General features: G+C 40.7%; 14 protein-coding genes. 4 read left to right on the top strand and 10 right to left on the bottom strand.

Translation table 11 applies throughout. The annotated features are described in order from the left end of the window. Positions 1–613: 613 nt before the first annotated feature. The 3 genes from ACRWP9_RS13940 to ackA all read right to left on the bottom strand — a co-directional run bounded on the left by ACRWP9_RS13940 (position 614) and on the right by ackA (position 4949). A complete protein-coding gene (locus ACRWP9_RS13940; RefSeq protein ID WP_434926504.1) occupies positions 614–1051 on the bottom strand; it encodes a hypothetical protein in 438 nt (145 codons plus the stop codon). A 447-nt stretch (positions 1052–1498) separates the two neighbouring features. Further along, complete coding sequence (pta, locus tag ACRWP9_RS13935) at positions 1499–3655, bottom strand: phosphate acetyltransferase (RefSeq protein WP_434926503.1); 2157 nt, start codon at positions 3653–3655, stop codon at positions 1499–1501. Between the two features lie 91 nt (positions 3656–3746). Continuing rightward, a complete protein-coding gene (ackA, locus tag ACRWP9_RS13930; protein ID WP_434929077.1) occupies positions 3747–4949 on the bottom strand; it encodes an acetate kinase in 1203 nt (400 codons plus the stop codon). Between the two features lie 187 nt (positions 4950–5136). Here ackA and yfbV point away from each other — a divergent pair, with 187 nt between their 5' ends. Beyond that, positions 5137–5580: a terminus macrodomain insulation protein YfbV gene (gene yfbV / locus ACRWP9_RS13925; RefSeq protein WP_434926502.1), complete on the top strand. Its 444-nt coding sequence runs from the start codon at positions 5137–5139 to the stop codon at positions 5578–5580. 39 nt (positions 5581–5619) lie between these two features. Here the strand turns inward: yfbV and pflA are convergent, their stop codons facing one another. The 3 genes from pflA to ACRWP9_RS13910 form a co-directional block, all read right to left on the bottom strand. Further along, on the bottom strand, positions 5620–6357 hold the full coding sequence (pflA, locus tag ACRWP9_RS13920) for a pyruvate formate lyase 1-activating protein (protein WP_434926501.1): 738 nt from the start codon (positions 6355–6357) through the stop codon (positions 5620–5622). An 87-nt stretch (positions 6358–6444) separates the two neighbouring features. Further along, positions 6445–8727, bottom strand: a complete 2283-nt coding sequence (gene pflB / locus ACRWP9_RS13915) for a formate C-acetyltransferase (RefSeq protein WP_434926500.1) — start codon at positions 8725–8727, stop codon at positions 6445–6447. Between the two features lie 545 nt (positions 8728–9272). After that, the gene (locus tag ACRWP9_RS13910) at positions 9273–10805 is read right to left on the bottom strand and encodes a DUF3360 family protein (protein ID WP_434926499.1); all 1533 of its coding nucleotides are present in this window, start codon (positions 10803–10805) and stop codon (positions 9273–9275) included. 674 nt (positions 10806–11479) lie between these two features. Between ACRWP9_RS13910 and focA the strand changes: the two genes are divergently transcribed. Beyond that, the gene (gene focA, locus ACRWP9_RS13905; RefSeq protein ID WP_434926498.1) at positions 11480–13048 is read left to right on the top strand and encodes a formate transporter FocA; all 1569 of its coding nucleotides are present in this window, start codon (positions 11480–11482) and stop codon (positions 13046–13048) included. Between the two features lie 117 nt (positions 13049–13165). Here the strand turns inward: focA and ACRWP9_RS13900 are convergent, their stop codons facing one another. Then, a complete protein-coding gene (locus ACRWP9_RS13900; RefSeq protein WP_434926497.1) occupies positions 13166–14080 on the bottom strand; it encodes a LysR family transcriptional regulator in 915 nt (304 codons plus the stop codon). 321 nt (positions 14081–14401) lie between these two features. Continuing rightward, positions 14402–15367 carry a cysteine synthase A gene (gene cysK, locus ACRWP9_RS13895; protein WP_434926496.1) on the bottom strand — a complete coding sequence of 322 codons (966 nt, stop codon included), beginning with the start codon at positions 15365–15367 and terminating at the stop codon, positions 14402–14404. 378 nt (positions 15368–15745) lie between these two features. Between cysK and ACRWP9_RS13890 the strand changes: the two genes are divergently transcribed. Further along, the gene (locus ACRWP9_RS13890; protein WP_434926495.1) at positions 15746–16867 is read left to right on the top strand and encodes a beta-ketoacyl-ACP synthase III; all 1122 of its coding nucleotides are present in this window, start codon (positions 15746–15748) and stop codon (positions 16865–16867) included. A gap of 186 nt (positions 16868–17053) precedes the next feature. On the opposite strand, the gene ACRWP9_RS13885 is transcribed toward ACRWP9_RS13890, so the two are convergent. Next, on the bottom strand, positions 17054–19390 hold the full coding sequence (locus ACRWP9_RS13885; protein ID WP_434926494.1) for a DUF5916 domain-containing protein: 2337 nt from the start codon (positions 19388–19390) through the stop codon (positions 17054–17056). 270 nt (positions 19391–19660) lie between these two features. After that, complete coding sequence (gene cysZ, locus ACRWP9_RS13880; RefSeq protein ID WP_434926493.1) at positions 19661–20434, bottom strand: sulfate transporter CysZ; 774 nt, start codon at positions 20432–20434, stop codon at positions 19661–19663. A gap of 171 nt (positions 20435–20605) precedes the next feature. Here cysZ and smc point away from each other — a divergent pair, with 171 nt between their 5' ends. Beyond that, positions 20606–24040 carry a chromosome segregation protein SMC gene (smc, locus tag ACRWP9_RS13875; protein WP_434929076.1) on the top strand — a complete coding sequence of 1145 codons (3435 nt, stop codon included), beginning with the start codon at positions 20606–20608 and terminating at the stop codon, positions 24038–24040. The last annotated feature ends 3 nt before the right edge of the window (positions 24041–24043 follow it).

The raw sequence follows: 24043 nt of genomic DNA, 5'->3' as shown, positions 1-24043 counted from the left end.
TTGTAATACTTTCTTAATATCAGCTTTTAGGATATAAAAAGTGACTGTTAATCTGAAAGTGTTTCATTATTTTGGCCGTTATATGGATTGTGCTGCAATAAAAACATTCTATTCTGAAAGTTTTTGGTAAGTTTTTGGGTGTTGGACTAGTAATCATTAGCCCTAGGTTGATATACTCACCGACAGAAGAACGTGATTGGTACTCTTCTCTGTTACTAGGTAAATGTTACTGACAAAATAGTCAAAAAATAAACATGCCTAGACCCTAAACGACCTAAGAAATGATTGGAGTTATTATGGAAGTTCATGAATACGAAAACGCTTACTATCAAGTAAAAGACGACGTGTTAGAGTCTCTGCCTTCTGATGAAGAGTAGGGTTTGAACGAGGAATAATGGCCTATAGATTTAGGGTTACACTCCAAGCGACAATGCAAAAACAAAAAAATAGCAGCCTAGACTGCTATTTTTTTGTTTTATTTTTGGAGAGTTATCCAAAGGTTGACTGACTTTTATCTGGTGAGTTTTTTGTAGGTCGTGAGCAGTATGTTGTCGTTCATAATGATTGAACACCGATTAAGTGTACTTCGAGCAACAATAATAAACTCAGGTTATTAACCACTAATACGGCCTTTCTCTGGTAATACTTCTACAATAATCCACTTTTTACCTTTCTTCTTTAGATGCAGTGTTCTGTCATCGATCCAAGGTCTACCGCCTTTAAGTCCTTCCATTTTGACAATAATGGTCACTTCATCAGTAAACTTACGAAAAAAATCGATATCGATTTCATCAATGCTCATATTAACTTCGGTCATTGATAATCCCATCACATGACGCTGTACTGATGAGGCAATGTGATAGTGTTCTAATACTTCACGTAACTCAGGTGTCACGTAGGGTAACGCTTTACTTACGTCCCTTTCGTTATAGATAGCTTCTAAAAAACTTAATGTGACGCTTTCAGGTGTTTGCGGGGGTTCGCCTTTTTCAATGACTTTTTCACAGCCTAATAAGGCTATCAAGCTAAAAATAAATACAAATCTAAACATAAAAATACGCTGTTCCTATAAAGACACTCATTAAGGTATGACCCCGTTAGAGTATTAAAATGCCGCTAAAGCCTGCAGTTTGTGCAAAACCTAGCCAAATGAATGGGTAATAGTATCTATAATTAAATTATCACTGGCAAGGTAAGTCTATAAATTGCTATGGTGAATTGGTGTAAACAATGTATTCACCTTTAATTGCAGTATTTATAACTGCGAGTAAACTTTTACATCTTAAAGGTTATCCACAGAATCTGTGGACAAGTATGTGAATGGATTAATGATGATCACCTAAGTCATTGTTTTTGTTTGGCTATATTTCTTGGTTAAAAAGTGCCTTTTACGTATTATTAAAAGATATTAAAAAGCACTGCTTATTAGCACTGCTTATTAGTAGTGCTTTTTTGTTAGCTTTAATAATAGCTTTGAAGCGATAAAATTGAATGTTTGCTAAGATTTAGCTTTAGCTTCATTTTGTGCAGCTTGAATAGCCGTCAATGCGATAGTGTAAACAATATCATCGACTAATGCGCCGCGAGATAAGTCATTTACAGGTTTACGCATGCCTTGCAACATTGGTCCAATACTGACTAGATCGGCACTACGCTGTACCGCTTTATAGGTTGTATTGCCCGTATTCAAATCTGGGAAAATAAATACTGTGGCTTTACCTGCAACAGGGCTATTAGGTGCTTTAGACAAGGCGACATTCGGCATTACCGCGGCATCATATTGTAATGGACCGTCAATGATGAGGTCGGGACGTTTTTCTTTGGCAATACGTGTTGCTTCACGTACTTTATCAACATCTGAGCCAGTACCTGAAGTCCCGGTTGAATAACTTATCATAGCGACACGAGGTTCAATACCAAATGCAGCAGCAGATTCTGCAGATTGAATGGCAATGTCTGCCAACTGTTCAGGATTGGGATCTGGATTAATGGCACAGTCGCCGTATACGAGCACCTGGTCTGGCATCAACATAAAGAATATCGAAGAGACTAAGCTTGAGCCTGGCGCTGTTTTGATCAACTGCAATGGCGGACGAATCGTATTCGCTGTGGTATTGATTGCACCAGATACAATGCCGTCAACTTCATTTTCAGCCAACATCATAGTACCGAGTACCATGTTATCTTCTAGCTGCTCTCTGGCTACCACTTCCGTTAAGCCTTTATGGCGACGAAGGTTTAGCATAGGTTCGACGTATTTCTCACGTGCGGTTTCAGGGTCGATAATTTCAACTCCTTCACCTAGCACCACATCTTGAACCGAAGCAATACGAAGAATCTCTTCTCTATTGCCTAACAATACACAACGGGCAATACCACGTTCAGCGCAAATAGCCGCAGCTTTAATGGTGCGTGGCTCTTCGCCTTCAGGTAGCACAATTTTCTTGCGCGCAGCACGAGCTAATTCGGTTAGTTTGTAACGGAAAGCGGGCGGTGATAAGCGATGTTCGCGAGTTGAATCCTGAGTGACACTTTCGATCCAGCTTTGATCGATATGGCTGGCGACATATTCTTGTACTTTCTCAACTCGAACCGCATCGTCTACAGGTACTTCATGATCAAAACGTTGAATGTTGAGTGAGGTTTGCCAGGTGTTACTGTCAATTAAGAATACCGGTAAACCTGTTTCGAATGCCTGTTCGCATAATTTCATAATTTCAGGTTCAGGCTCATAGCCACCGGTCAGCAGTAATGCACCAATTTTGACACCATTCATTGCCGCTAAACAGGCCGAGACGATAACATCAGATCGATCACCAGAGGTGACCAATAATGAGTTAGTCTTAATATGGGTTACCATATTAGGAATTGAACGGGCACAGAAGGTCACTCGGCGCATACGTCTAATATGCATTTCACCCGCATTGATTATTCTGGCATTTAAATGTTTTGCTAAATCTGATGCACGAGGCGAAATCAAATCTAAATTAAATGGTACGCTGCCCAGAATGCGCAGTGGGCTTTTTCCTGGTAGCTGAAACATGCCTGCGGTATCTCCGACTTTAACGTTGTTATGATCAAATACTTCAGACAAGTCTGGACGAGCACGACCTTCATTATCGGTAGGAGCGCCAATTTTGTTAATAATAGAACCAATTACGCGTTTATTTTTAGCCCCACCCCATGAGTTATAAGCAATTTCTAAGCGGTTCATTAAGCCATTAGGGGTGTCATTACCTGGTGTTGCAATGAAAATAACATCAGCATCAAGTGCTTTGGCTATTTCATAGTTAATATCATCGGCAAATGGGTGGCTGCGGGTAGGCACTAACCCTTCTACTACAATAATTTCAGTATTGGCGGCACACTCTGATGCCCGTGCAATAATTTGCTCCATTAGCACATCTGTTTGTTCAGAGCGGATTAACGCTTCAGCGTGCTCCATACCAAATGGCTCTAACGGATTAACGGTGGGCGATTTGCTTAAAATGGTGGTAGAGCGCTCAGGGCCTTTATCGCCAGAGCGTATTTGTGCAATTGGCTTGAAAAATTGTACTTTTACGCCCTTACGTTCAAGCGCGCGCACCATACCTAAACTGAGTGATGTTAAGCCCACGCCGATACCGATCGGAACGAGCATAATATTTCGAGACATATAAACCTCAATAAATTCTTAATGACTAAAGCTAAACCTTTAAAGCCGAGTTTGCTTAGTGTTATGTTAGCTGTGTTTATTTTAACCGAGTCTATCTAGCTGATATTAATTTAACCGCATCTTCAGCAATAACCCACTCTTCATTAGTTGGAATAACCATCGCCACAGGGCTGTTATCAGCAGTAATAATCCCCTCGTTGCCGAAACGAGCAGCTTTGTTTTTAGTATCATCGACTTTAAAGTTGAATATAGCTAATAAATCCAATACTTTGGCACGAATTAAGTCAGAGTTTTCACCAATGCCACCGGTAAAAATTATCGCGTCTAATCGTCCTAGTGGCACAGTGTATGATGCAATATACTTGGCTAAACGATAGCAGAATATCTCTAATGCTAATGTCGCGCCTTTGTGGCCATCTTGATAGCCTTCTTCAATGCCACGACAATCATTAGTCAGTTCTGAAATCCCCAGTAATCCACTTTGCTTATTTAACAGGTTGTTGACTTCAGTTAGGGTGTATCCGAGTTGATTGACTAAATGAAAAATAATCGATGGGTCTAAGTCGCCACAACGTGTGCCCATCACTAGACCTTCAAGTGGGGTTAACCCCATTGAGGTATCAACACTTTTACCGCCTTTAATCGCAGTAACCGATGCGCCATTGCCCAAGTGTGCGACGATAACATTGGTGTCGGCAATGTCTTTATTTAATACTTTTGCCGCTTCACGACTGACATAAAAATGACTGGTACCATGCATGCCATAGCGACGAATGCCATGCTCACGATACAATTTATATGGAAGAGCATAAATATAGGCTTTTTCAGGCATAGACTGGTGAAATGCGGTATCAAACACCGCCACTTGAGGCAGTGTTGGAAATGATGCCATTGCTGCACGAATACCAATTAAGTGCGCTGGGTTATGAAGTGGAGCAAGTGACGCGCAGTTTTCAATACCCTGAATGACATCAGGAGTGATAATCACTGAACGAGTGAATTTTTCCCCACCATGAACAATACGATGACCAATGGCTTTAATCTGTGCGGCTAATTCTGGATGGCCCGCTAGAATAGTTTTAACAATATATTCAACGGCTTCACGATGTGCGGTAAATGCGCCTAACTTTGCTTCGTTTTTGCCGCCTTGAGCTTTCCATTTAATGCGCGAGTCCTCAAGGCCAAAGCATTCCGCTAAACCTGAAATGTGCTCTTCACCCGACTGTGCGCCAATAACGGCAAATTTTAGCGATGAACTGCCGCAGTTTAAAACTAATACTAAATTATCTGACACTAGGTTATCTGACATAATTAGACCTTACTAAGCTTAATCAAAAATTTTAAAGAGTGCGCCGCATAATCGATGTTAGGCAGTGCATTGGTATCGTGTGTTAGCCAACATCATTTTGGCTGTTTATTTGGGACAAACTTACTCAATATGCTATTGTTTAAGCATGTTCCACCATGTTAGGTAATTCTCTTTGGTACTCAATGTTGTCACGCTCATTCGCGACGGTAAAAAATACATGTCCACTTGGCCCATGGTGCGCCAGTTAGGCTTTTATTTTCCCGAATACCGTGTCGTTAAAGCGACTCAAACCGCTTTTTGGGCAATGCCAGTTATTGCCTTGTTTGTTGCATTTAGCCAAATTTATGTTTTAGGTTGGGATCATTTACCCCAAACTTTGGCAATGACCCTGTTTATTATTAGTTTACCTATTCAAGGCTTGCTCTGGCTTGGTTGGCGTTCGCGTCATCCATTGCCATTAAGTTTGTTTGATTGGAGCAATCAGCTTAGCCAAAAACTCAACCAAATGGGCGTTAATTGCCAACCACTAGGTGCCAAAGCGTGTTACTTAGATTTTGCTAGCTTACTTAATATTGCCTTTAACCGATTGGATAAGCATTATTGGGATGAGCTATAAGTTACATGAGCTAACATTACTAACACTGCAAGCATCGAATTAAAAAATAGCTTCAATACCACGGTCAGTGAATACTTGTTTAATGGATAACATGGTTTGTTCACTTGGCGGTGATAAATTAGCAAGAGGCGATGCTTCGCCATAGGCTTGCCATTTATGTTCACCTAGCTGGTGAAACGGCAACAATTCTACTTTTTCCACATTGGTCATGGGCTTGATAAATTCAGCCAACTTAATTGCCGATTCAATATCATCGGTAAAACCATTGACCACCACATAGCGTATCCAGGTTTTTTGCCCTCGAGTTGCCAGGTACTGAGCAAATTGCAATGTGCGTTGATTGCTGACTTTTGTGAGCAAAATATGAGTTGGGTCATCCATTTGTTTAATATCGAGTAACACTAAATCAGTGCTATCAAGTAACTCATCGATAACAGGATCGTATTTTCGGACAAAGCCATTGGTATCAAGACAAGTGTGAATTGCTTGGTCTTTACAGGCTTTGAAAAGCTCAGCAACAAATTCGGCCTGCAAAATGGCTTCACCACCACTTGCAGTAACTCCACCGCCACTGGCTTCTAAAAAGGGGCGGTAGGTGATAATTTGCGACATTAGCTCATTTACAGTGACTTCCTTACCCGCCTCTAGGTCCCAGGTATCACGGTTGTGGCAGTATTGGCAGCGCATTAGGCAGCCTTGCATAAAAGCAATATAGCGAATACCTGGACCGTCAACTGTGCCAAATGATTCGATGGAGTGGATGCGTCCCGTTGCCATTTAACACCCTTTAAAAATGAGAGTAATAAACCAATGTTCAATAAAAAAGCTGCATCGAATATTCGATACAGCTAATTTTAGCAGAGTTTATAAACCTTTAGTGAAGGTTCTGGTGATAACGTCTTGTTGTTGCTCTGTGGTAAGGGCATTAAAACGCACTGCGTAACCAGACACTCGAATGGTGAGCTGTGGATACTTGTCTGGATTGATAATCGCATCTTCAAGCATTTCACGGTTCATCACGTTAACGTTCAAATGTTGACCACCTTGTTGATGATCATTGTGCATGAAGTAGCCATCCATCAATGCTGCAAGGTTATTGCGACGCGTACTATCTTCTTTACCTAGCGCATTGGGCACAATAGAGAAGGTATAAGAAATACCGTCTTGTGCGTGCTCAAAGGGTAGCTTGCCCACAGAGGTTAATGATGCAATAGCGCCATTTTCATCACGACCATGCATTGGGTTGGCACCTGGCGCAAAAGGCGCACCAGAGCGGCGGCCATCTGGCGTGTTACCGGTTTTCTTACCATAAACCACGTTAGAGGTAATGGTTAAAATTGATTGAGTAGGTATCGCATTGCGATACATTTTTTTATCGCGAATTTTCGCCATAAAACGCTCAACTAAGTCACAGGCAATATCATCTACGCGTGAGTCATTGTTACCAAATTTTGGATAATCACCTTCGATATCAAAATCGACGGCAATACCACTTTCATCACGAATAGGTTTTACTTTGGCATATTTAATCGCTGAAAGTGAATCAGCTGCAATCGATAAACCGGCAATACCACAGGCCATAGTACGACGAACATCACGGTCGTGTAATGCCATTAACGCAGCTTCATAAGAATACTTATCGTGCATAAAGTGAATGCTATTAAGTGCGGTGACATATTGGGTCGCTAACCAATCCATTTGCGAATCTAAACGCGCCATCACATCATCAAAATCTAGCACTGTGTCAGTAATTGCAGCGGTTTTTGGGGCAATTTGTTTTTTAAGCTTTTCGTCAACGCCGCCATTAATAGCATAAAGCATAGTTTTGGCTAAGTTAGCGCGAGCACCGAAAAACTGCATGTGTTTACCGACAATCATAGGGCTAACACAACAGGCAATAGCATAATCGTCCGATTGGAAATCTGGGCGCATTAAGTCATCATTTTCATACTGGATTGAGCTGGTATCGATAGTGACTTTTGCGCAATAACTTTTAAAGCCCTGTGGCAATTTTGTTGACCACAATACGGTGATATTTGGCTCAGGGCTTGGGCCCATATTGTATAGAGTATGTAAGAAACGGAAACTTGATTTAGTCACTAAAGTACGACCGTCTACACCCATACCTGCGATAGATTCTGTTGCCCAAATAGGGTCGCCAGAGAATAGTTCATCGTATTCAGGGGTACGTAAAAAACGAACCATACGCAGTTTCATCACAAAATGGTCAACCATTTCCTGAGCTTGTTGTTCAGTAATGATGCCATTTTTGATATCACGTTCAATAAAGATATCTAGAAATGATGAGGTACGCCCTAAAGACATTGCCGCACCATTTTGGCTCTTAACTGCGGCTAAATAACCAAAATAGGTCCACTGAATAGCTTCTTTCGCTGACGAGGCGGGTACTGAAATATCAAAGCCATACTTAGCGGCCATCACTTTCATTTGCGTTAATGCACGATATTGTTCAGATATTTCTTCGCGGAGCTGGATAACGTTATTGAGATCGTCACCCGCTTCCATTTGTGCTTGTAGAGACGTGAACTGGGCAAGCTTGTCTTGCATTAAATAGTCGATACCGTATAAGGCAATACGACGGTAATCACCAATGATGCGGCCACGGCCATAAGCATCAGGTAAGCCAGTTAATATGCCAGATTTACGACAAGCCATAATTTCAGGGGTGTAAACATCAAATACACCTTGATTGTGGGTTTTACGTAGCTCTGAATAAATGTAGTTAATATCACTGTCTAATTCGCGGTCATAAGCTTTACATGAGCCTTCAACCATACGAATGCCGCCATTAGGTAACATGGCACGTTTAAGTGGGGCATCTGTCTGTAAGCCTACTATGGTTTCAAGTTCTTGATTAATGTAACCGGCATCGTGAGAGGTGATAGTTGACACCATTTTTGTGTCAAAATCTATCGGGGCATGAGTGGTGTTTTCTTGCTTGATACCTTCCATTACTTTATCCCACAAAGATAAAGTCGCGTCGGTGGCATCGGCTAGAAAGGATTCGTCACCTTCATAAGGAGTATAGTTACGCTGAATAAAATCTCGAACGTTGACTTGTGTTTTCCAGTCACCGGCGACAAAGTTATTCCACGCATTTGCAAAAACCGTTGTTTTATCAGTCATGTCATTTTACCTTTAAACTTAATGAATCGGTATGTCACTCTGTTATGCTATTTAGCTTTTTTAATGAGTTAAATAGCTAGGCTAACAGGCTCAGAAATTCTTTTAGGCTGCATAGTTGAATGGTCAATTCACAAACAACCACAATAGCCACATGGATTAATTGACGTCAAATGAACGTGCTGATTATAACTTTGAGGACGTCAAAAAAATCATTTATAAAAATTTACTTCAATATTGGTAAGACCAATTTACCTAATGATATTATCATACCTATATAGCAACCGCATTAAAATCAGTTGGCCTATATTTAAAACTGTTAACTAGCTATCATTTTTTGCTTGTTTGACTCTCTGTAGCAGTCTTAAAATTACTTAGTTTGCCAATTTTAACTCGTATTAATAATAGATATTGTAATGAAGTTATGCCGCCTATGATTAACAATCTTTGAGTATATTAAGGTTAGCCAACGGTTGGAGAAATAAAAAAGAGAGCATCTGCTCTCTTTTGGTAGATTGCACCACTAAGCTGCTTAGTGAATAGATAGCTTATAACAAAGCGGGAATACCTTGAATCATGCCTACCGCTAACATAGCTGCTAAGCAGATGATAAAAGCAAGTCCAGGTATAATTAGACGATCAGTAACCGATAAACTCTTAGCTCTTTCTTTATCACCAATAAGCCCATTATTATCCAGAAACATGGTTAAAGCCCACGCTAGTACGGGGTTGGCAACAAAAGCCGCAAAAATACAGATGCCTGCGGCCTGACTGTTTTGTGTGTCTTTAACCATTTGCATACCAGCCTCTAACAGAGGTAAAAATACCCCCACCAATAAAGCAATGGACATGACGGGACGCCAAACGGTGACATCCATTGGATAACCGATTATCGCCACAATAATGCATAGAATACCTAATAGAATTGCGCCAGCAGGGATAGGGCGTTTAGCAATGGCAGCGGGGATCATATAAGTCCCCCAAGAGGAGGTAATATTACCGCCACCGACAGCAGTGCCGACGATTTGACGAAGTGAACAAGTCGTCATGGTGTCATCCACATCCATTAGCACTTTTTCAGAACCTTTTGGATAATTCAGTTCTTGGAAAATACGATGGCCAAGGAAATCAGGTGACCACATTGCAACGGCTAAAATGGCAAAAGGTAATGAAGCGATAAAGTGTGCCGTATTGGGTAAGCCTAACTGCCAGCCATGTTCGGTTGACCCCCACCAATAAACAGGATTAAGATTTGGAATGCCAGGTTCTGTCACAAACTGTAAATCTAATCCTGCTCCTAGACCAAATGCAAGTGCAATGGCAGAGATGGAACATAACGGAATGGCTAGCCAACGTTTACCCACTTTTGCTAGGTAAGCATATAAAATAACATTGGCTAATAGAATAAAGAAAGCAACATAACCTAAACTGTAATCGAGTTGATGCTTTGTTTGTAATTCGCCAGCCCATTCAAATAAAGAGCTGATTTGGCTTTTTGCGCCCATAAACCCCAGAAATACCAGCAAGCCACCCGCGACGCCGCTTGAGGTGAGGTTAACTAATTTAGAACCGCCTTTAAAGTAACTCAGCAGCAGACCAAATATCCCCAGTAAAATAGCTAAAGCAAGTGGGTGAGCTCCAGCTAAGGCAATTGCCCCAATTAAAGGGATCATCGGCCCATGATTACCAGCCAAATTAGCACGAGGGTTAATAAATCCAGAACTGATAATACAAAAGAGTAACGCAGGAATGAGCATTTCTACTCGAACAACTTGAATGGCGAATTCTGCGCCTAAGTTAATATGGTCCCAACGTTCTGTTAAGCCTGATGCCCAAGCCGCCATGACGGCTGAATACATTACTGTTATACCAATAGTGCCAGCGATAGCTGGTACTAAATCCTCCCATTCAAAACGAAAATCTCTACCGGGTAAATTGAGCCCCCAGCGCTTAGGTTTCATAATCTTTAATTCATGATCTAAATACTCTTCACGGCTATTAAACTCTGACGCGGGACGGTGAAGCTCTTTATAAGTTAACTCAGAGGCTTCCATATCATTGCTTTTGACTGTTTCTGACATAATTTTTTTCTCTGAAAAGGGTAAAGTGTTTACCTATTAATGATCACTTCAACAAAATACATAGAATCGACCCAATCACTTGGCTGAAATGTCGTCATTTAAATGTGAAAAACTTGCCCATCATCGTAAATTTATAACCGTCATGATGAGCGGGTAGTAAGCCTTAAATTGAATTTTATTGGTAAGACCAATTTACCTATTGGATTTTAACATAGCAAAGTTGCGCAAGCATTATGTATCAATAAACTTGACGCTACTGATTTATTGATTTGAGACACAGCTAACAGTTTGTCGTGAACTGGTGCAGTGAATATTAAATCAGACGTGCATGTTGCAGTTAAATCACAGTGAATTCGAACGACTTACCTTACAAGCAATTTAGTGAATGACAGAATATCTTGAGCTTAGTCAATTAATGATGCTATTAATGTATGGATAGGCCGGTTTAATCTAATAATCGTTATAAAACAATGGCTAACACTTATGTTGTCTGTGGTTGTTGATAATGTATGCATCAATATTATTGATACATACAATCATTATTATCAGATTTTATTTTGCTCTCAATCGAGATACGGTCAGTGTCATCAAAGTTAGTTACACCGTCTAAGCATTGGAGGGCAAATGTCTAATAATCCAGCTCAATTATTTTTACGGCAACAAGGAGTCAATTTATGAACTCCTTTTGGTCTAGCTCAGCTGCATCGATGGGGCAGGCCCCAAATCATAATCAGCCTATTGAGTATATAAATACCAATAATGCGCAAACTACGTCGAGTTATATTGAAGCAAATATGTATCAGCAAGCAGAAGACTATGGAATGGAGAAAGTCAGCAAATCAGCATGGCAGTCTTTAGGCTTATCGACTTTTGCAGGAGTCTTTATCGCAGTAGCCTTTGTGTTTTATATCACTGTCACCACTGGAACAACTGGCTCATGGGGTGAAACTCGATTAGTTGGTGGCTTGGTTTTCAGTTTAGGGCTAATTCTAGTCGTTATTTGCGGTGGTGAATTATTTACCAGCTCGGTATTAGTTAGTCTTGCCTGGGCCCAAAAGTTAGTTAGCACTAAGGAGCTAATGGTGTGTTGGGCAAGGGTTTATTTTGGCAACTTAATAGGAGCACTACTGATGGTTGCTTTAATTATGATTGCAAAAATGTATGAGCTAGACGGTGGGGACTGGGGAGTTAATGCACTAAATATTGCTCAGCATAAATTACACCATAGTTGGGGGCAAGCTTTTGCGCTGGGCGTATTGTGCAACCTACTCGTGTGCTTAGGAATTTGGATGACCTTTGTGACGAAAGATGCACTAACCAAGGCATTATTATTGATTCTACCCGTGGCGATGTTTGTTAGTAGCGGCTTTGAACACAGTATTGCTAATTTGTTTATGGTGCCTCTGGGTATTGCGATTACTCACTTTGCTTCAGCTGAGTATTTTGCTGTTGCCGGCTTAACAGCTGCCCAGTTTAGTGATTTAACCTTGAGTCATTTTATTGTCAATAATTTAATTCCAGTGACGCTGGGTAATATTGTCGGGGGAGGAGTCATAGTTGGTCTAGGTTATTGGCTTATCGAAGGGGCAGCTCCCCATAAAAAAACGCTTCATACCGCAACACCAGCGTTAGCTGATTGTGTTTTGTCATTATCTCACTCATTAAATTTACACAACTCTACGTTATCAACATTAACTGAACCGCAAATTTTATCCGCAATGTCTTCTGGAGAAATATCTATGCCAAAATTGATTAAACAACTACTTGTTAGTCAAGTCATGAATACTGCCCCATTTACCTTAACGGCAGAATTATCAGTATATGAAGGGCTTAAGCTTTTGTCTGATAAAGGTGAGCGCGGGGCCGCCGTTATTGACAGTCAGCGGCGGCTTATTGGCTTTGTGTCGCAGCAGGATCTATTACGCAGTTTATGGTCACAAGAGTATATGCGCGATATATCATATAAAGTGGCGGACTTAATGCAAAAAAAAGTGCTAACTGTCGCACCAAATGACACCATTACAGATTTAATTGAATTAATGGTCGTGGATAGAAATAAACTATTTCCTGTTAATGATATGGGGATATTTACTGGTAGTACTTTTGCCTGCTATGAGGAGCGTTTACGCCATGCCTATGCCAGTAAACCAAGCAGCTTCCCCGTAGTGGCTCAAGGTAAGTTAATTGGTATCATTTCAAGAGAGGCCATCGCTGCGAAAATCTCGACTGTTTATTCTTGTTAATCTTATATTGTGAACTCTACATTGTTAACCTGGGCTTTGGGTGGGCCCTATGAGGTGCGCGATGGTTAATATAATAAATGGGGCTAAGGTCTCATTTATTATTTGTACAAACTCACATTATTTATAAAGTTTATGGTTCTGACGATGTTTACTCATTTTTCGAGCTTGGGTAATCACACAGTCCCTCAATGGGTTCTCTCCCGCATCACAGCGCCACACAAATGACAGGTGACGATGCATATTAAGTTGTGGTGTCGATAGAATAACAAGATCACCATCAGAGACCTCTTTTTCGACATCTAAGAATGGCAAACTACTTAAATAGGGTCCATTTTTAACCAGCGCCTTTAGTAAGGAAACATGTTCATACTCTTTCCATACGTTGAGTGTTTCAATTACCCCATGAATTGCACCTTCAAAAATCCGTCGTGTGCCAGCTCCTTGCTCACGAAGTACCCACTTAGCCTGCTCTAGCTGAGAAACGCTGGTGGTTTCATAACGCGCATAAGGATGATGGGGCGAGGCAACCACGACTAAATGGTCATTTAACCACTGCTCTTGGTGGAGTCTACTGTCATCATAGCGGCCTTCAATAATGCCAAAGTCATATTGATAATTAAGTAAGCCTTCTACTACATGTTCAGTATTTTCCACAGTGAGAGCAATTCTAAGCTCTGGGAAGTCAGTATCAATTTTACTGATAAGTTCTGGAAGTAGATGTTCAGCTGCTGTTTGGCTTGAACATAACCGGAATATTCCGCTGATAAGATGCTGTTCGTGTAGCCCTAACTCTATTTGTTGGGCGTCTTGAAGCAGCTTTCTTGCTTTGGGGCGTAACCAATTTCCCCAATGGCTCAGGGTAAGGCGATTACCTTGGCGGATAAATAAGGGGCGGTCCAATAGGTTTTCTAATTGTCCAAGTGACATACTAACCGCTGATTGAGTCATCGACAGTTTTCGGGCTGCGGCGCTAACACTCTCTAAACTAGCTACTGCGTCAAACACCATTATTTGTTTTAGTGAGTATTTCATTAAAGAATAAGCCCCTAATAGTCTTTGTAAAATAAAAAGATCAATATCATTGATAGATTAATATATGTGGTTTAATGGCTTGTTAATACGGCGAGCAGCTTTAGAAGGCTGATGTTTTTCAGAATACCAATAAGACATCGGTACTGTTATTTAAAGCAGCCAATTAAATGACTACTATAATAACAAGGCAATTTAAGTAAGATTTTGATCCAGTTCTAGTTTTTGATTTTTAAAACATTTGAAACAAGAAAAAGCCTAGCATGAGCTAGGCTTTTGGATTAAATAACAAGCCACTGATTAAAGTGGTCTGAAAATAACAAATTACTGTACGTTTTCGCTTTCGCCAAACTCACCAGCAAATAACACTGATGATAAATAACGCTCAGCGGCTGATGGTAAAATAACTACGATTGTTTTGTCTGCAAATTCTGGCAGTGCAGCAATACGATTAGCTGCTACAACCGCTGCACCAGAAGATATACCTACTAAAATGCCTTCTTCTTTCATCAAGCGTAATGACATTTCAATAGCATCTTCATTGCTAACAGCTTCAACGCGGTCAACTAATGAAAGGTCTAGGTTTCCAGGGATGAAACCCGCGCCAATACCTTGTATTTTATGTGGTCCAGGTTGGATAGGTTGACCCGCTTTAGCTTGAGCAATAACGGGTGAATCTACTGGCTCTACAGCAACAGAAATAACTTCTTTACCCTGTGCTTTTAAGAAACGGCTAGTACCTGTAATCGTGCCACCAGTACCAACACCGGCAACAAACACATCTACCTGGCCATCAGTATCATTCCAAATTTCAGGACCTGTGGTTTTCTCATGAATTTCAGGATTAGCAGGGTTGCTGAATTGACCTAAAACTAAATATTTAGACGGATCTGATAAACGAATTTCTTCTGCTTTATCAATTGCGCCTTTCATGCCTTTAGCGCCTTCTGTTAATACCACTTTAGCACCAAGTGCTTTTAACAGTTTACGACGCTCTAGGCTCATTGTGTTTGGCATGGTTAGGGTTAACTTGTAACCACGAGCTGCGGCAACATAAGCAAGTGCAATACCTGTATTACCTGATGTTGGTTCTACTAACTCGACATCTTTAGTTAAGGTGCCTTTCTTTTCCGCATCCCAAATCATGTTAGCGCCAATACGACACTTAACACTAAAGCTTGGGTTACGGGCTTCAATTTTGGCTAATACGTTACCGTTACTGACGCGATTTAAGCGAACGAGTGGAGTATTACCTAAAGTATATGAATTATCTTCGAAAATTTTGCTCATGAATGTTTACTCCTATTTTTGCATTGCCTAATCATAAACTTCACAGGGGAATTTAGAAGTGAATATTTGTTATTCTTTATTCCTTTTGGTTATAAAAGGGTTCGCTGTTATGCTTAATGCATGGTTTTGGTGGTCGTTTTGTATACAAAGAGATATCCTCTAGCCCCTGTATGGTCTGACCATCGAGTTATTTTGGACATATTAGTGAGACTATTTTTCTAGTTAGGACTAAAATGGCGCCAAGCGGCTAAATATATGAATTCTTTTTCACAGATACAATTTTTGTGGTGACTGTATAGCCTCATTTGGGATTTTAATGGTTTTTGTTATTCCAAATAATAGGCATTTAGCTCAATTAAATTAATAATGGTAATCATCATGATAAAAGTAGTTATTTCAGGTAGTGGTCTTTTTGTTCCTCCTTATGCGGTTTCTAATGATGAGTTAGTTGCTAGCTACAACAGCTATGTTGATTTGCATAATCAACAACACTCTCAGCAAATAGAAAGCAATGAACTTGAGCCCTTGGCATATTCATCTAGTGAATTTATCGAGAAAGCATCAGGGATAAAAAATCGATACGTAATGGTGAAAGAGGGGATCTTAAACCCTGAGATAATGATGCCATTAATTGCTGATCAAGCGTCTGATGAGCTGTCGCTGCAGGCTAGCATGGGTATTGCAGCTGCAAAGCAAGCGCTGGCCCAGGCAAAAGTGAATGCTGAGGATATCGATTTAGTGATTGTAGCCTGTGCCTATACGCAGCGGGCGTATCCTGCAATTGCAATTGAAATTCAACAAGCTATTGGCACTAAAGGTTTTGCCTATGACATGCTAGTAGCTTGCTCGTCAGCGACCTTTGCCATAGTAAATGCGGTTAATGCGATTAAAGGCGGTACTGCAAATCGCGTATTAGTCATAAACCCTGAACTGACTTCGCCGCAAAGTAATTTCAGAGACCGAGACAGTCATTTTATTTTTGGTGATGTGGCAACTGCGGTTGTGGTCGAAAGGCAAGATTTAGCTCAAACAGAACATGCTTTCAATATTTTATCGACAAGTTGTATGACAGATTACTCTAACAATATTCGCAGCAATTTTGGTTTTGTGAATCGTTGTGATCCTGACAATGCGAGCACTGCCGATAAGTTATTTCATCAACAAGGACGTAAAGTATTTAAAGAGCTTTTGCCAATGATTTATCAGCATTTAGATAAGCAATTTGCAGATGAGCAAATCAAACCTGAAGAATTTAAACGTTTATGGTTACATCAAGCTAATATCAACATGAATATGTTTGTAGTTAAAAAATTATTAGGTGATGACGTTGACGAAACAACGGCACCAATAGTACTTGATGAGTTTGCTAATACCGCTTCTGCTGGTTCGGTTATTGCTTTTAACAAGTTTAATAGCGATTTTAAAACCGGCGATCTCGGTCTACTATGTTCATTTGGGGCTGGCTATTCTATTGGCAGTATCGTGCTCGAGAAATGTTAAAGATTAAATGTTCAATACGGTGCAGCTGTATCAAAAGCACTTAAATATCTGATTGTTTCACCACTCTGTATTACATTAATACTCAATAAAAGCCGTCAGTAAATACTCACGGCTTTTATTGGTTTTGTGTCTTGTCCTAGCAGCTGCTTATCATAAAAAATACACGCTCAATGCCTGTTTACCGCGTTACAATAACCAAGCGTAGCTTACCTTCATAAAGTAGGTTCTGTCATTTTGGGTTAATGAATCAATCTCGTCGTCGGCTTTAAATGCATCTGAGTAACCGATATAGAACACACTTTGTGGGTTGAGTTTGTAGCCATAGAGCAACTCGTTACCTAGGTCTTTATATTTGGTATTAGGTTGTTGATAAATATACAGGCTTGGGTCTCTTTCTATATTTGTATACACACTAGACAGGCGGATAAAGCTATTAAGAGTAATTTGCCAGTTTACTCGGATGTCGGTTAGGTTTGCGGTAAACAGTCTACCGCCATCAACATCAAGCGTTTGATATCTGTGGGATAAATCTAACACAATCGAGTCGGTCATTTTCCATTCAATTTCGGGGTTGAACATGGTTAATGTGCCTAAGCGATCGTTGGCAAAGTCGATGCTATCACCGTAATTGATGTCCAACTCTAGCTTGATTGATTGCAGCGGTACAAAGTTGGTATAAAACCAGCCGATAGTTTCATCAAACATTTGGGTATTGTTGTCAATGTCGATATTGGATGGATTATGGCGTCTGCCTACACGTTCACGTTGGGTGATGCCTGAAGCAATATAGCTTTGATAGCCACCTTCAAGTTCAACAAACATTTCAGCTTCTTGTTCGAGCAACTCCCCTTTTTGGGTATGTGTAATATCCCAATCGCCACCTAATTGAATCTTATTAAAAAAGTTCTCAGATGGGTACCAGCGATAGCCACCACCGGCAACAAACTTGGCCGCATCGACTTTTTCAATGAAGCCTAAATCGGCTCTAAAGTCATCACCCACAGATTCATACTGTGTTGAGGCGTACCATTCGCGACGATTATGCTGGTAGGTTAGTTTGAACATATTGTCGCTAAATTGGTCCTGTTTATTCGTTCGCAGGACTCGTTCGTTATAGTCACAGTTACTTAAATCGCATTCTATTGGAGCAATAGTACAGTCATCCCCTTTACAGAATTGATTAAAAAACTTATCAGGATATTCTGTTTGTGAAAATGCATACTGGGCGGTAAAGGTGTCTTGTTCTGTCGGCTGATATTTCATATCAGTACTATAAACATAGTTGTGATAATTATCAGACTGCTTGAGTGTCATGACCCCGCCAATAGATAATTGTTTGCTGGGGTCGTAACGATATCGCGCTGCTACGTTATAACTTTCTTGATCAAGGGTGGCGATATCTGAGCTTAAATTACCAGGAACTAAAAATTGAGTCTGGATATCATTTGCAGCTAATACCCCAATAGTATGATCATCGGTTTTACTGGTCAGTTTTACACCGTAGTCAGGAGAACTGATATTACGGGTATGAAGCAATTCCATTTGGCTGTCAAAGTAGTCTTTGTTATCTAAAAAGAATGCACGTTTTTCGGGGAAAAACAGCGCAAATGTATTGTTAACATCTAATTGACCTGCATCTGATTCCACCTGGGAGAAGTCGGGGTTAATTGTTGCATTTAATAGGGTTGTTGGCGTTATGCCCCAACGTAAATCCAGTCCTGCTTCAACGTCTGACTCCGCTTCCCAGGGCGTACTAGGGGTTAAGTTGCGCTGGTTATTTTGGTTGGCAACAAGTGACGGCGTTATTTGAATGTCTTTACCCTGTTTAGCACCTTCTAACCCTTGTAAAATCCCCAGCTGACATAATTTACATGACACATTGCGGTCTATTTTATGCGTTGAAAAACGCTGATTTTCATGTCGAGGGTAAAAGCGGATAAATTCCACGCCCCAGTTTTGAACGGCATTTGAATCATCAAAATTGAATAATCTGAGCGGAAGTTGAACTTCTACTTGATAGCCTGTCTCAGTGATTTTACCTTTGCTGTACCAAATACCATCCCAAGCATCACTTTCTTGTCCTGTTAGCTCGTTTTCAATTGAATCACTTTGAACACCGTAGGCGTTGATAAAAAATTGATAGGCCAACCGGGCATTATTGAATGTATCTAGTTTAATACCCACCATGTCATCACCCCAAGACTTGTCTCGGTCACGCAAATTGGCACGAATGGCTTGTGGATTAGGATCATGAGCGGTGAATGCCACATATAAACTGGTTTGCGAAGCAAATATTCTTGCGGTTGTAACCACTGGTGCAGCAACGTTTTCAGCTGGTGATGTTTCAAACTTCAATTCAACTGCTTCAGCCTGCTGCCATTGAGGCTCATCGAAATCACCATCAATAATAATGTCATCGCTTAGTGTAGGCAGCGTGGCATGAAATTGATCGCTACTGCCAGCAAAGGTGCTAAAGCTGATTAGGCCACTGAGTATTAATAGAGTTTTTGAGTAGTTATTCACTGGTTATCTTGAATATTGTTAGTTGTTTTATGCATTGTCGCAAACAAACGCAATAATTCCGACCTTTAATGCTATAAAAAGATTGTCAAAATGTTACAAAATTTGTGCTGGTGAAATTGTACGATGTGAATGTAGATATCATTACAAAAAAAGCGCCAAGAGTCAATCTTAGCGCTTTAGTTGGGGGTGATTTAAGTTGGCTACTGTTTGGCCTGCAACTGTTTAATGAAATCGCTGCATAAAGGGTTTACTGTTTGTAAGCAACTATGGTTAATCTGCTGCAACTGACGGGTTTTTATAGGCATCACGGTAACGGTCAACCCACATTGATGTTGCCCCGCAGATAGCCACTGGCATAACAATAAAGTTCACAATTGGGATCATTGAAAATAGTGTTACAGATGCCCCGAAGCTAAAACTGGTTCCCTTAGTATTTCGCAAAGCAAATTTCATATCATCAAAGGGCACTTTATGGTTATCAAATGGGTAATCACAATATTGTATTGCCATCATCCATGCGGTAAATAAAAACCACAAAATAGGCGCAGCGGTTTGGCCTATAACAGGTACCCAGAATAAGATTAAAAAAATCAGTGCCCGGGGTAAATAGTATTTCAGCTTAATCCATTCGCGGCCCATTATGCGCGGCAAGTCTTTAATTAAATCTACCGCGCCACCGGTATTAAGATTTTTACCGGTTAAATGCTGTTCAACTTTTTCAGCTAGCAAACCATTGAAAGGTGCCGCTAGCCAGTTCATCACAGAGCTGAAAATAAACGACATCACCACTAGCATGGTTAATACGGCTAACGGCCACAGGAAGAAATTTAACCATGAAAGATAGTCCGGTATTTCACCGTTCATCCAGGTAAATAAATCGCCTAATTTTCCCACTGCAAAATACATGACCGCAGCAAATAGCAGTAGATTTATCATTAAGGGGATAAACACGAATGCACGTAATCCGGGTTGCTTAATAAGCGCAAAGCCTTCCAAAAAGTAGTTAACGCCACTTTTACGGTTTGAAGGAGATGTTACTGCCATTGATGGCTCCTCGACGGGGTGATAAGTATTTCTTAGGGGGGAGTGTGACAATCGATGTGACAGAAAACAAGCGATAAACTGTATCTAAAAGCAAAAAATCGTTACAAAATGCGCCTCAATTGCTACAGTGAGCAGCCTAGAAGCAACGTTAACCAAACTATACCGGCATTAATGCGATTAAAACAAATAAAACTTGCTGGATTTAAGTCGTTTGTAGACCCAACAAAAATCCCCTTTGATCATCCCTTGACCGCCATTATAGGTCCAAACGGCTGCGGAAAATCTAACGTAATTGATGCTGTGCGTTGGGTGCTGGGCGAAAGTAGCGCTAAAAACCTGCGCGGCGACTCGATGACAGACGTCATTTTCAATGGTTCCACCTCCAGAAAGCCTATTTCTGTAGCGGGTGTTGAACTGATATTTGAAAATATTCAAGGTCGACTAGCAGGGCAATATGCTAGCTATCAAGAAATTTCTGTTAAGCGGCAGGTTAACCGTGACAGTGAATCATTCTACTTTTTAAATGGTCAAAAGTGTCGTCGCAAAGATATTACCGATTTATTTATGGGTACTGGTCTTGGGCCGCGCAGCTATGCCATTATTGAACAAGGCACCATTTCGCGCCTAATAGAGTCTAAGCCACAAGAGTTACGGGTATTTATTGAAGAAGCCGCGGGGATTTCTCGTTATAAAGAGCGCCGCCGTGAAACCGAAAACCGCATTCGCCATACCCGTGAAAATCTTGAACGGTTAAACGATATTCGTCAAGAATTGGGCAATCAAATTGAACGCTTAGCCCAGCAAGCCCAAGAAGCAAAACAATATCGAGCGTTAAAATCGCAAGAACGTGAGCTGCACACCAATTTATTAGCCGGACGCTACCAAGATTTGTCGAAGCAGTCGGCAGAAATGCACAGCCAGTTAAATGAGCTTGAACGCCAACAAAGTGAATTTGCCGCGAGTCAGCAATCATCTGAAAATTTAGTGCTGCAATTACAACAACAAATTAACGGCTTAACAGATACCGAACAAAAACTGGTTGAACAATATTATCAAGCCGGCAATGAAGTTGCTAAGTTTGAGCAGCAATTGAAACATCAACAACTTCAAGATTCGCAGCGCGAACAAGAAATGTTAGTGATTCAGCAGCGTCTTGATGATGCCGTACTCAAGCAACAACAATATGAGTTAGTTTTAGCTGCAGGATTAAATAAACAGTCAGCGTTAATGCCTGAGCTTGAAGAAGCTAAAATTCAATTCGAGATGTTAGATGAACAAGTTCATCAGGTTGATGAATCTAGCGATGATTTAAGGCATCAGTTTAATGATGCTGCAAATGCGTTAAACCAGGTTAAAACTGAGCTTGCCGTGTATCAATCGCGAAATGAGCACCAGCAACAATTGCTTAATAAGCATGAGCAAACAATTCCTTTATTACAGCAAAAATTGCAACAGTTAACCCATGCAGATATCGAGCAAGATATTCTAGAACAGCAAGCTAAATTAAGCCGTTTAAATGAGCAAACAATCGCGGAGCAAGCGGCTAAACAACAACTTGATCTACATTTAGTTGAGGCTGAACAACATCTATTACAGGCACAAAATGGTTATCATCTCATAAAAGATTCACTCGCCAGCACCAAGGCGCGGCTGCAATTAATTAATGAGTGGTTAGATAACCAAGTTGGCGATGTCGATGTTCAGCAGTTATGGCAAGTGATCAATGTTACCCCAGGTTATGAAAAAGCCGTTGACGTATTGCTACAATCTGTTAGCAAGGCTGCAGTGCTAACGACTGAAAATGCGCTTACTCATTTAGATTCTATCAGTAATGGCTTTATGCTTTTAAGTGATACTTTTTCACATATGGCTTTAACCAGCCCAGTTAATCTGGCACCTTGGTTAGAGCAGGTTGTGTTTGCTGAGACGCTTGTAGAAGCAAAAGAAAAAATTGCCAGTTTATCAGCCTCATCGGTTGTGGTATCAAAAGAAGGTTATTTAGTTGGTCACGGTTTTATACTAGCGCAGTCTAATCATCAATCAGTGATCAGCTTAGTCACCGAGCAACAATGCTTAATTGAAAGCGTGGCAGAGCTTGAAGCTCAAAGTGCTACTGCATTGCAGTTACAAACGACTCAAGTTACTCAGTTAGCTCAAGTAAATGTCCTATTAGGGCAATCTCAGCAAATGTTACAACAGCTGTTGGTGGCACAAACCCAAGCACAGTCTAAGTATGAAGGATTAGTTGAACAGCAGCATAATCATCAAATTACCCTGCAGCAATTGGTTCAAGAATTACACTTGGCCAAGGAACATCAGCAACAACAATTGATTGAAGCTGAAGCTTTATCAATGCAAGTTGAAACTTTAGAGACACAAACTCATCAGCGTCAATTGAGGCTAGAGCACGCACAGCATAGGTTTGAGCATACCAGCACACAATTACGCGACTTGAAAACCCAGCGTGCGGAGCTTGAAAGAAATAAGGCCAATATCAATCAGACCTTGCAGCAAATTAATACTCAGGTGGCCGTCAGCCGTCAGCAGTTAACCCAGCAGGGTGAAAAAATATCTGAGCTATCAGAGCGTTACGAAACTATTGAACAGCGTAGTCAGGTAAAACAAGCGTCACTTGAACAGGTTGAGCGGGATAATATTAAGCTACAGCTAGAGCAACAGCTTGATATTCAGCACCGCAATCAGATTAAGCTTAATGATAACCGTCAACAACAAGCTGATTTGCAACAAAGCCTAGATGCATCACTAATGATGCAAAAACAACAGCTTGTCACGCTACAAAGCTTGACTCAAAAAATAAGCGCGTTAAAGTTACGTCGTGAGGGTATAAAAGGCCAAGCGGATGTGCAATTGCAGGTTTTGCAGGAAGAGCATATTAACCTTCAAAACGCGTTAGCCAATATTGATGATGATTTTGATATAAAGGCATGTTCAAAAGCATTAGAAACAGTCCGTGACGAGATTAATGGCTTGGGTGCCATCAATCTCGCGGCTATTGAGGAATATGATACCCAAAGTGAACGTAAACAATATTTAGATAGTCAGGATAGTGATTTAAATCAAGGTCTGATGACATTGGAAGATGCTATTCGTAAAATTGATAAAGAAACGCGAACACGATTTAAAGCTACTTTTGACTCAGTAAACAATGGCTTAATGCAGTTGTTCCCTAAGGTTTTTGGTGGTGGAAAAGCATACCTTGCATTGACCGATGATGACTTACTCGAAACCGGTGTGACCATCATGGCGCAGCCTCCGGGTAAAAAGAATAGTACCATCCACTTACTTAGTGGTGGAGAAAAAGCGTTAACCGCTTTATCATTGGTATTTGCCATATTTAGATTAAACCCAGCACCCTTTTGTATGCTGGATGAAGTAGATGCACCTTTGGACGACGCTAACGTAGAACGATTTTGTCGTTTGCTACAAGAGATGTCGCAAAGTGTGCAATTTGTCTATATCAGCCACAATAAAATAACCATGGAAATGGCTGACCAACTCATTGGTGTCACTATGCATGAACCGGGTGTTTCACGTATAGTCGCGGTAGATATAGAAGCCGCTGTAGCGCTTGCTGACGCAATATAAATA

The sequence above is a fragment of the Shewanella sp. HL-SH2 genome (genome assembly GCF_051164935.1).
Classification (GTDB): domain Bacteria; phylum Pseudomonadota; class Gammaproteobacteria; order Enterobacterales; family Shewanellaceae; genus Shewanella; species Shewanella glacialimarina.
Note: the sequence above shows the minus strand (reverse complement) of the source record. Positions and strands in the feature narration are given on the sequence as shown.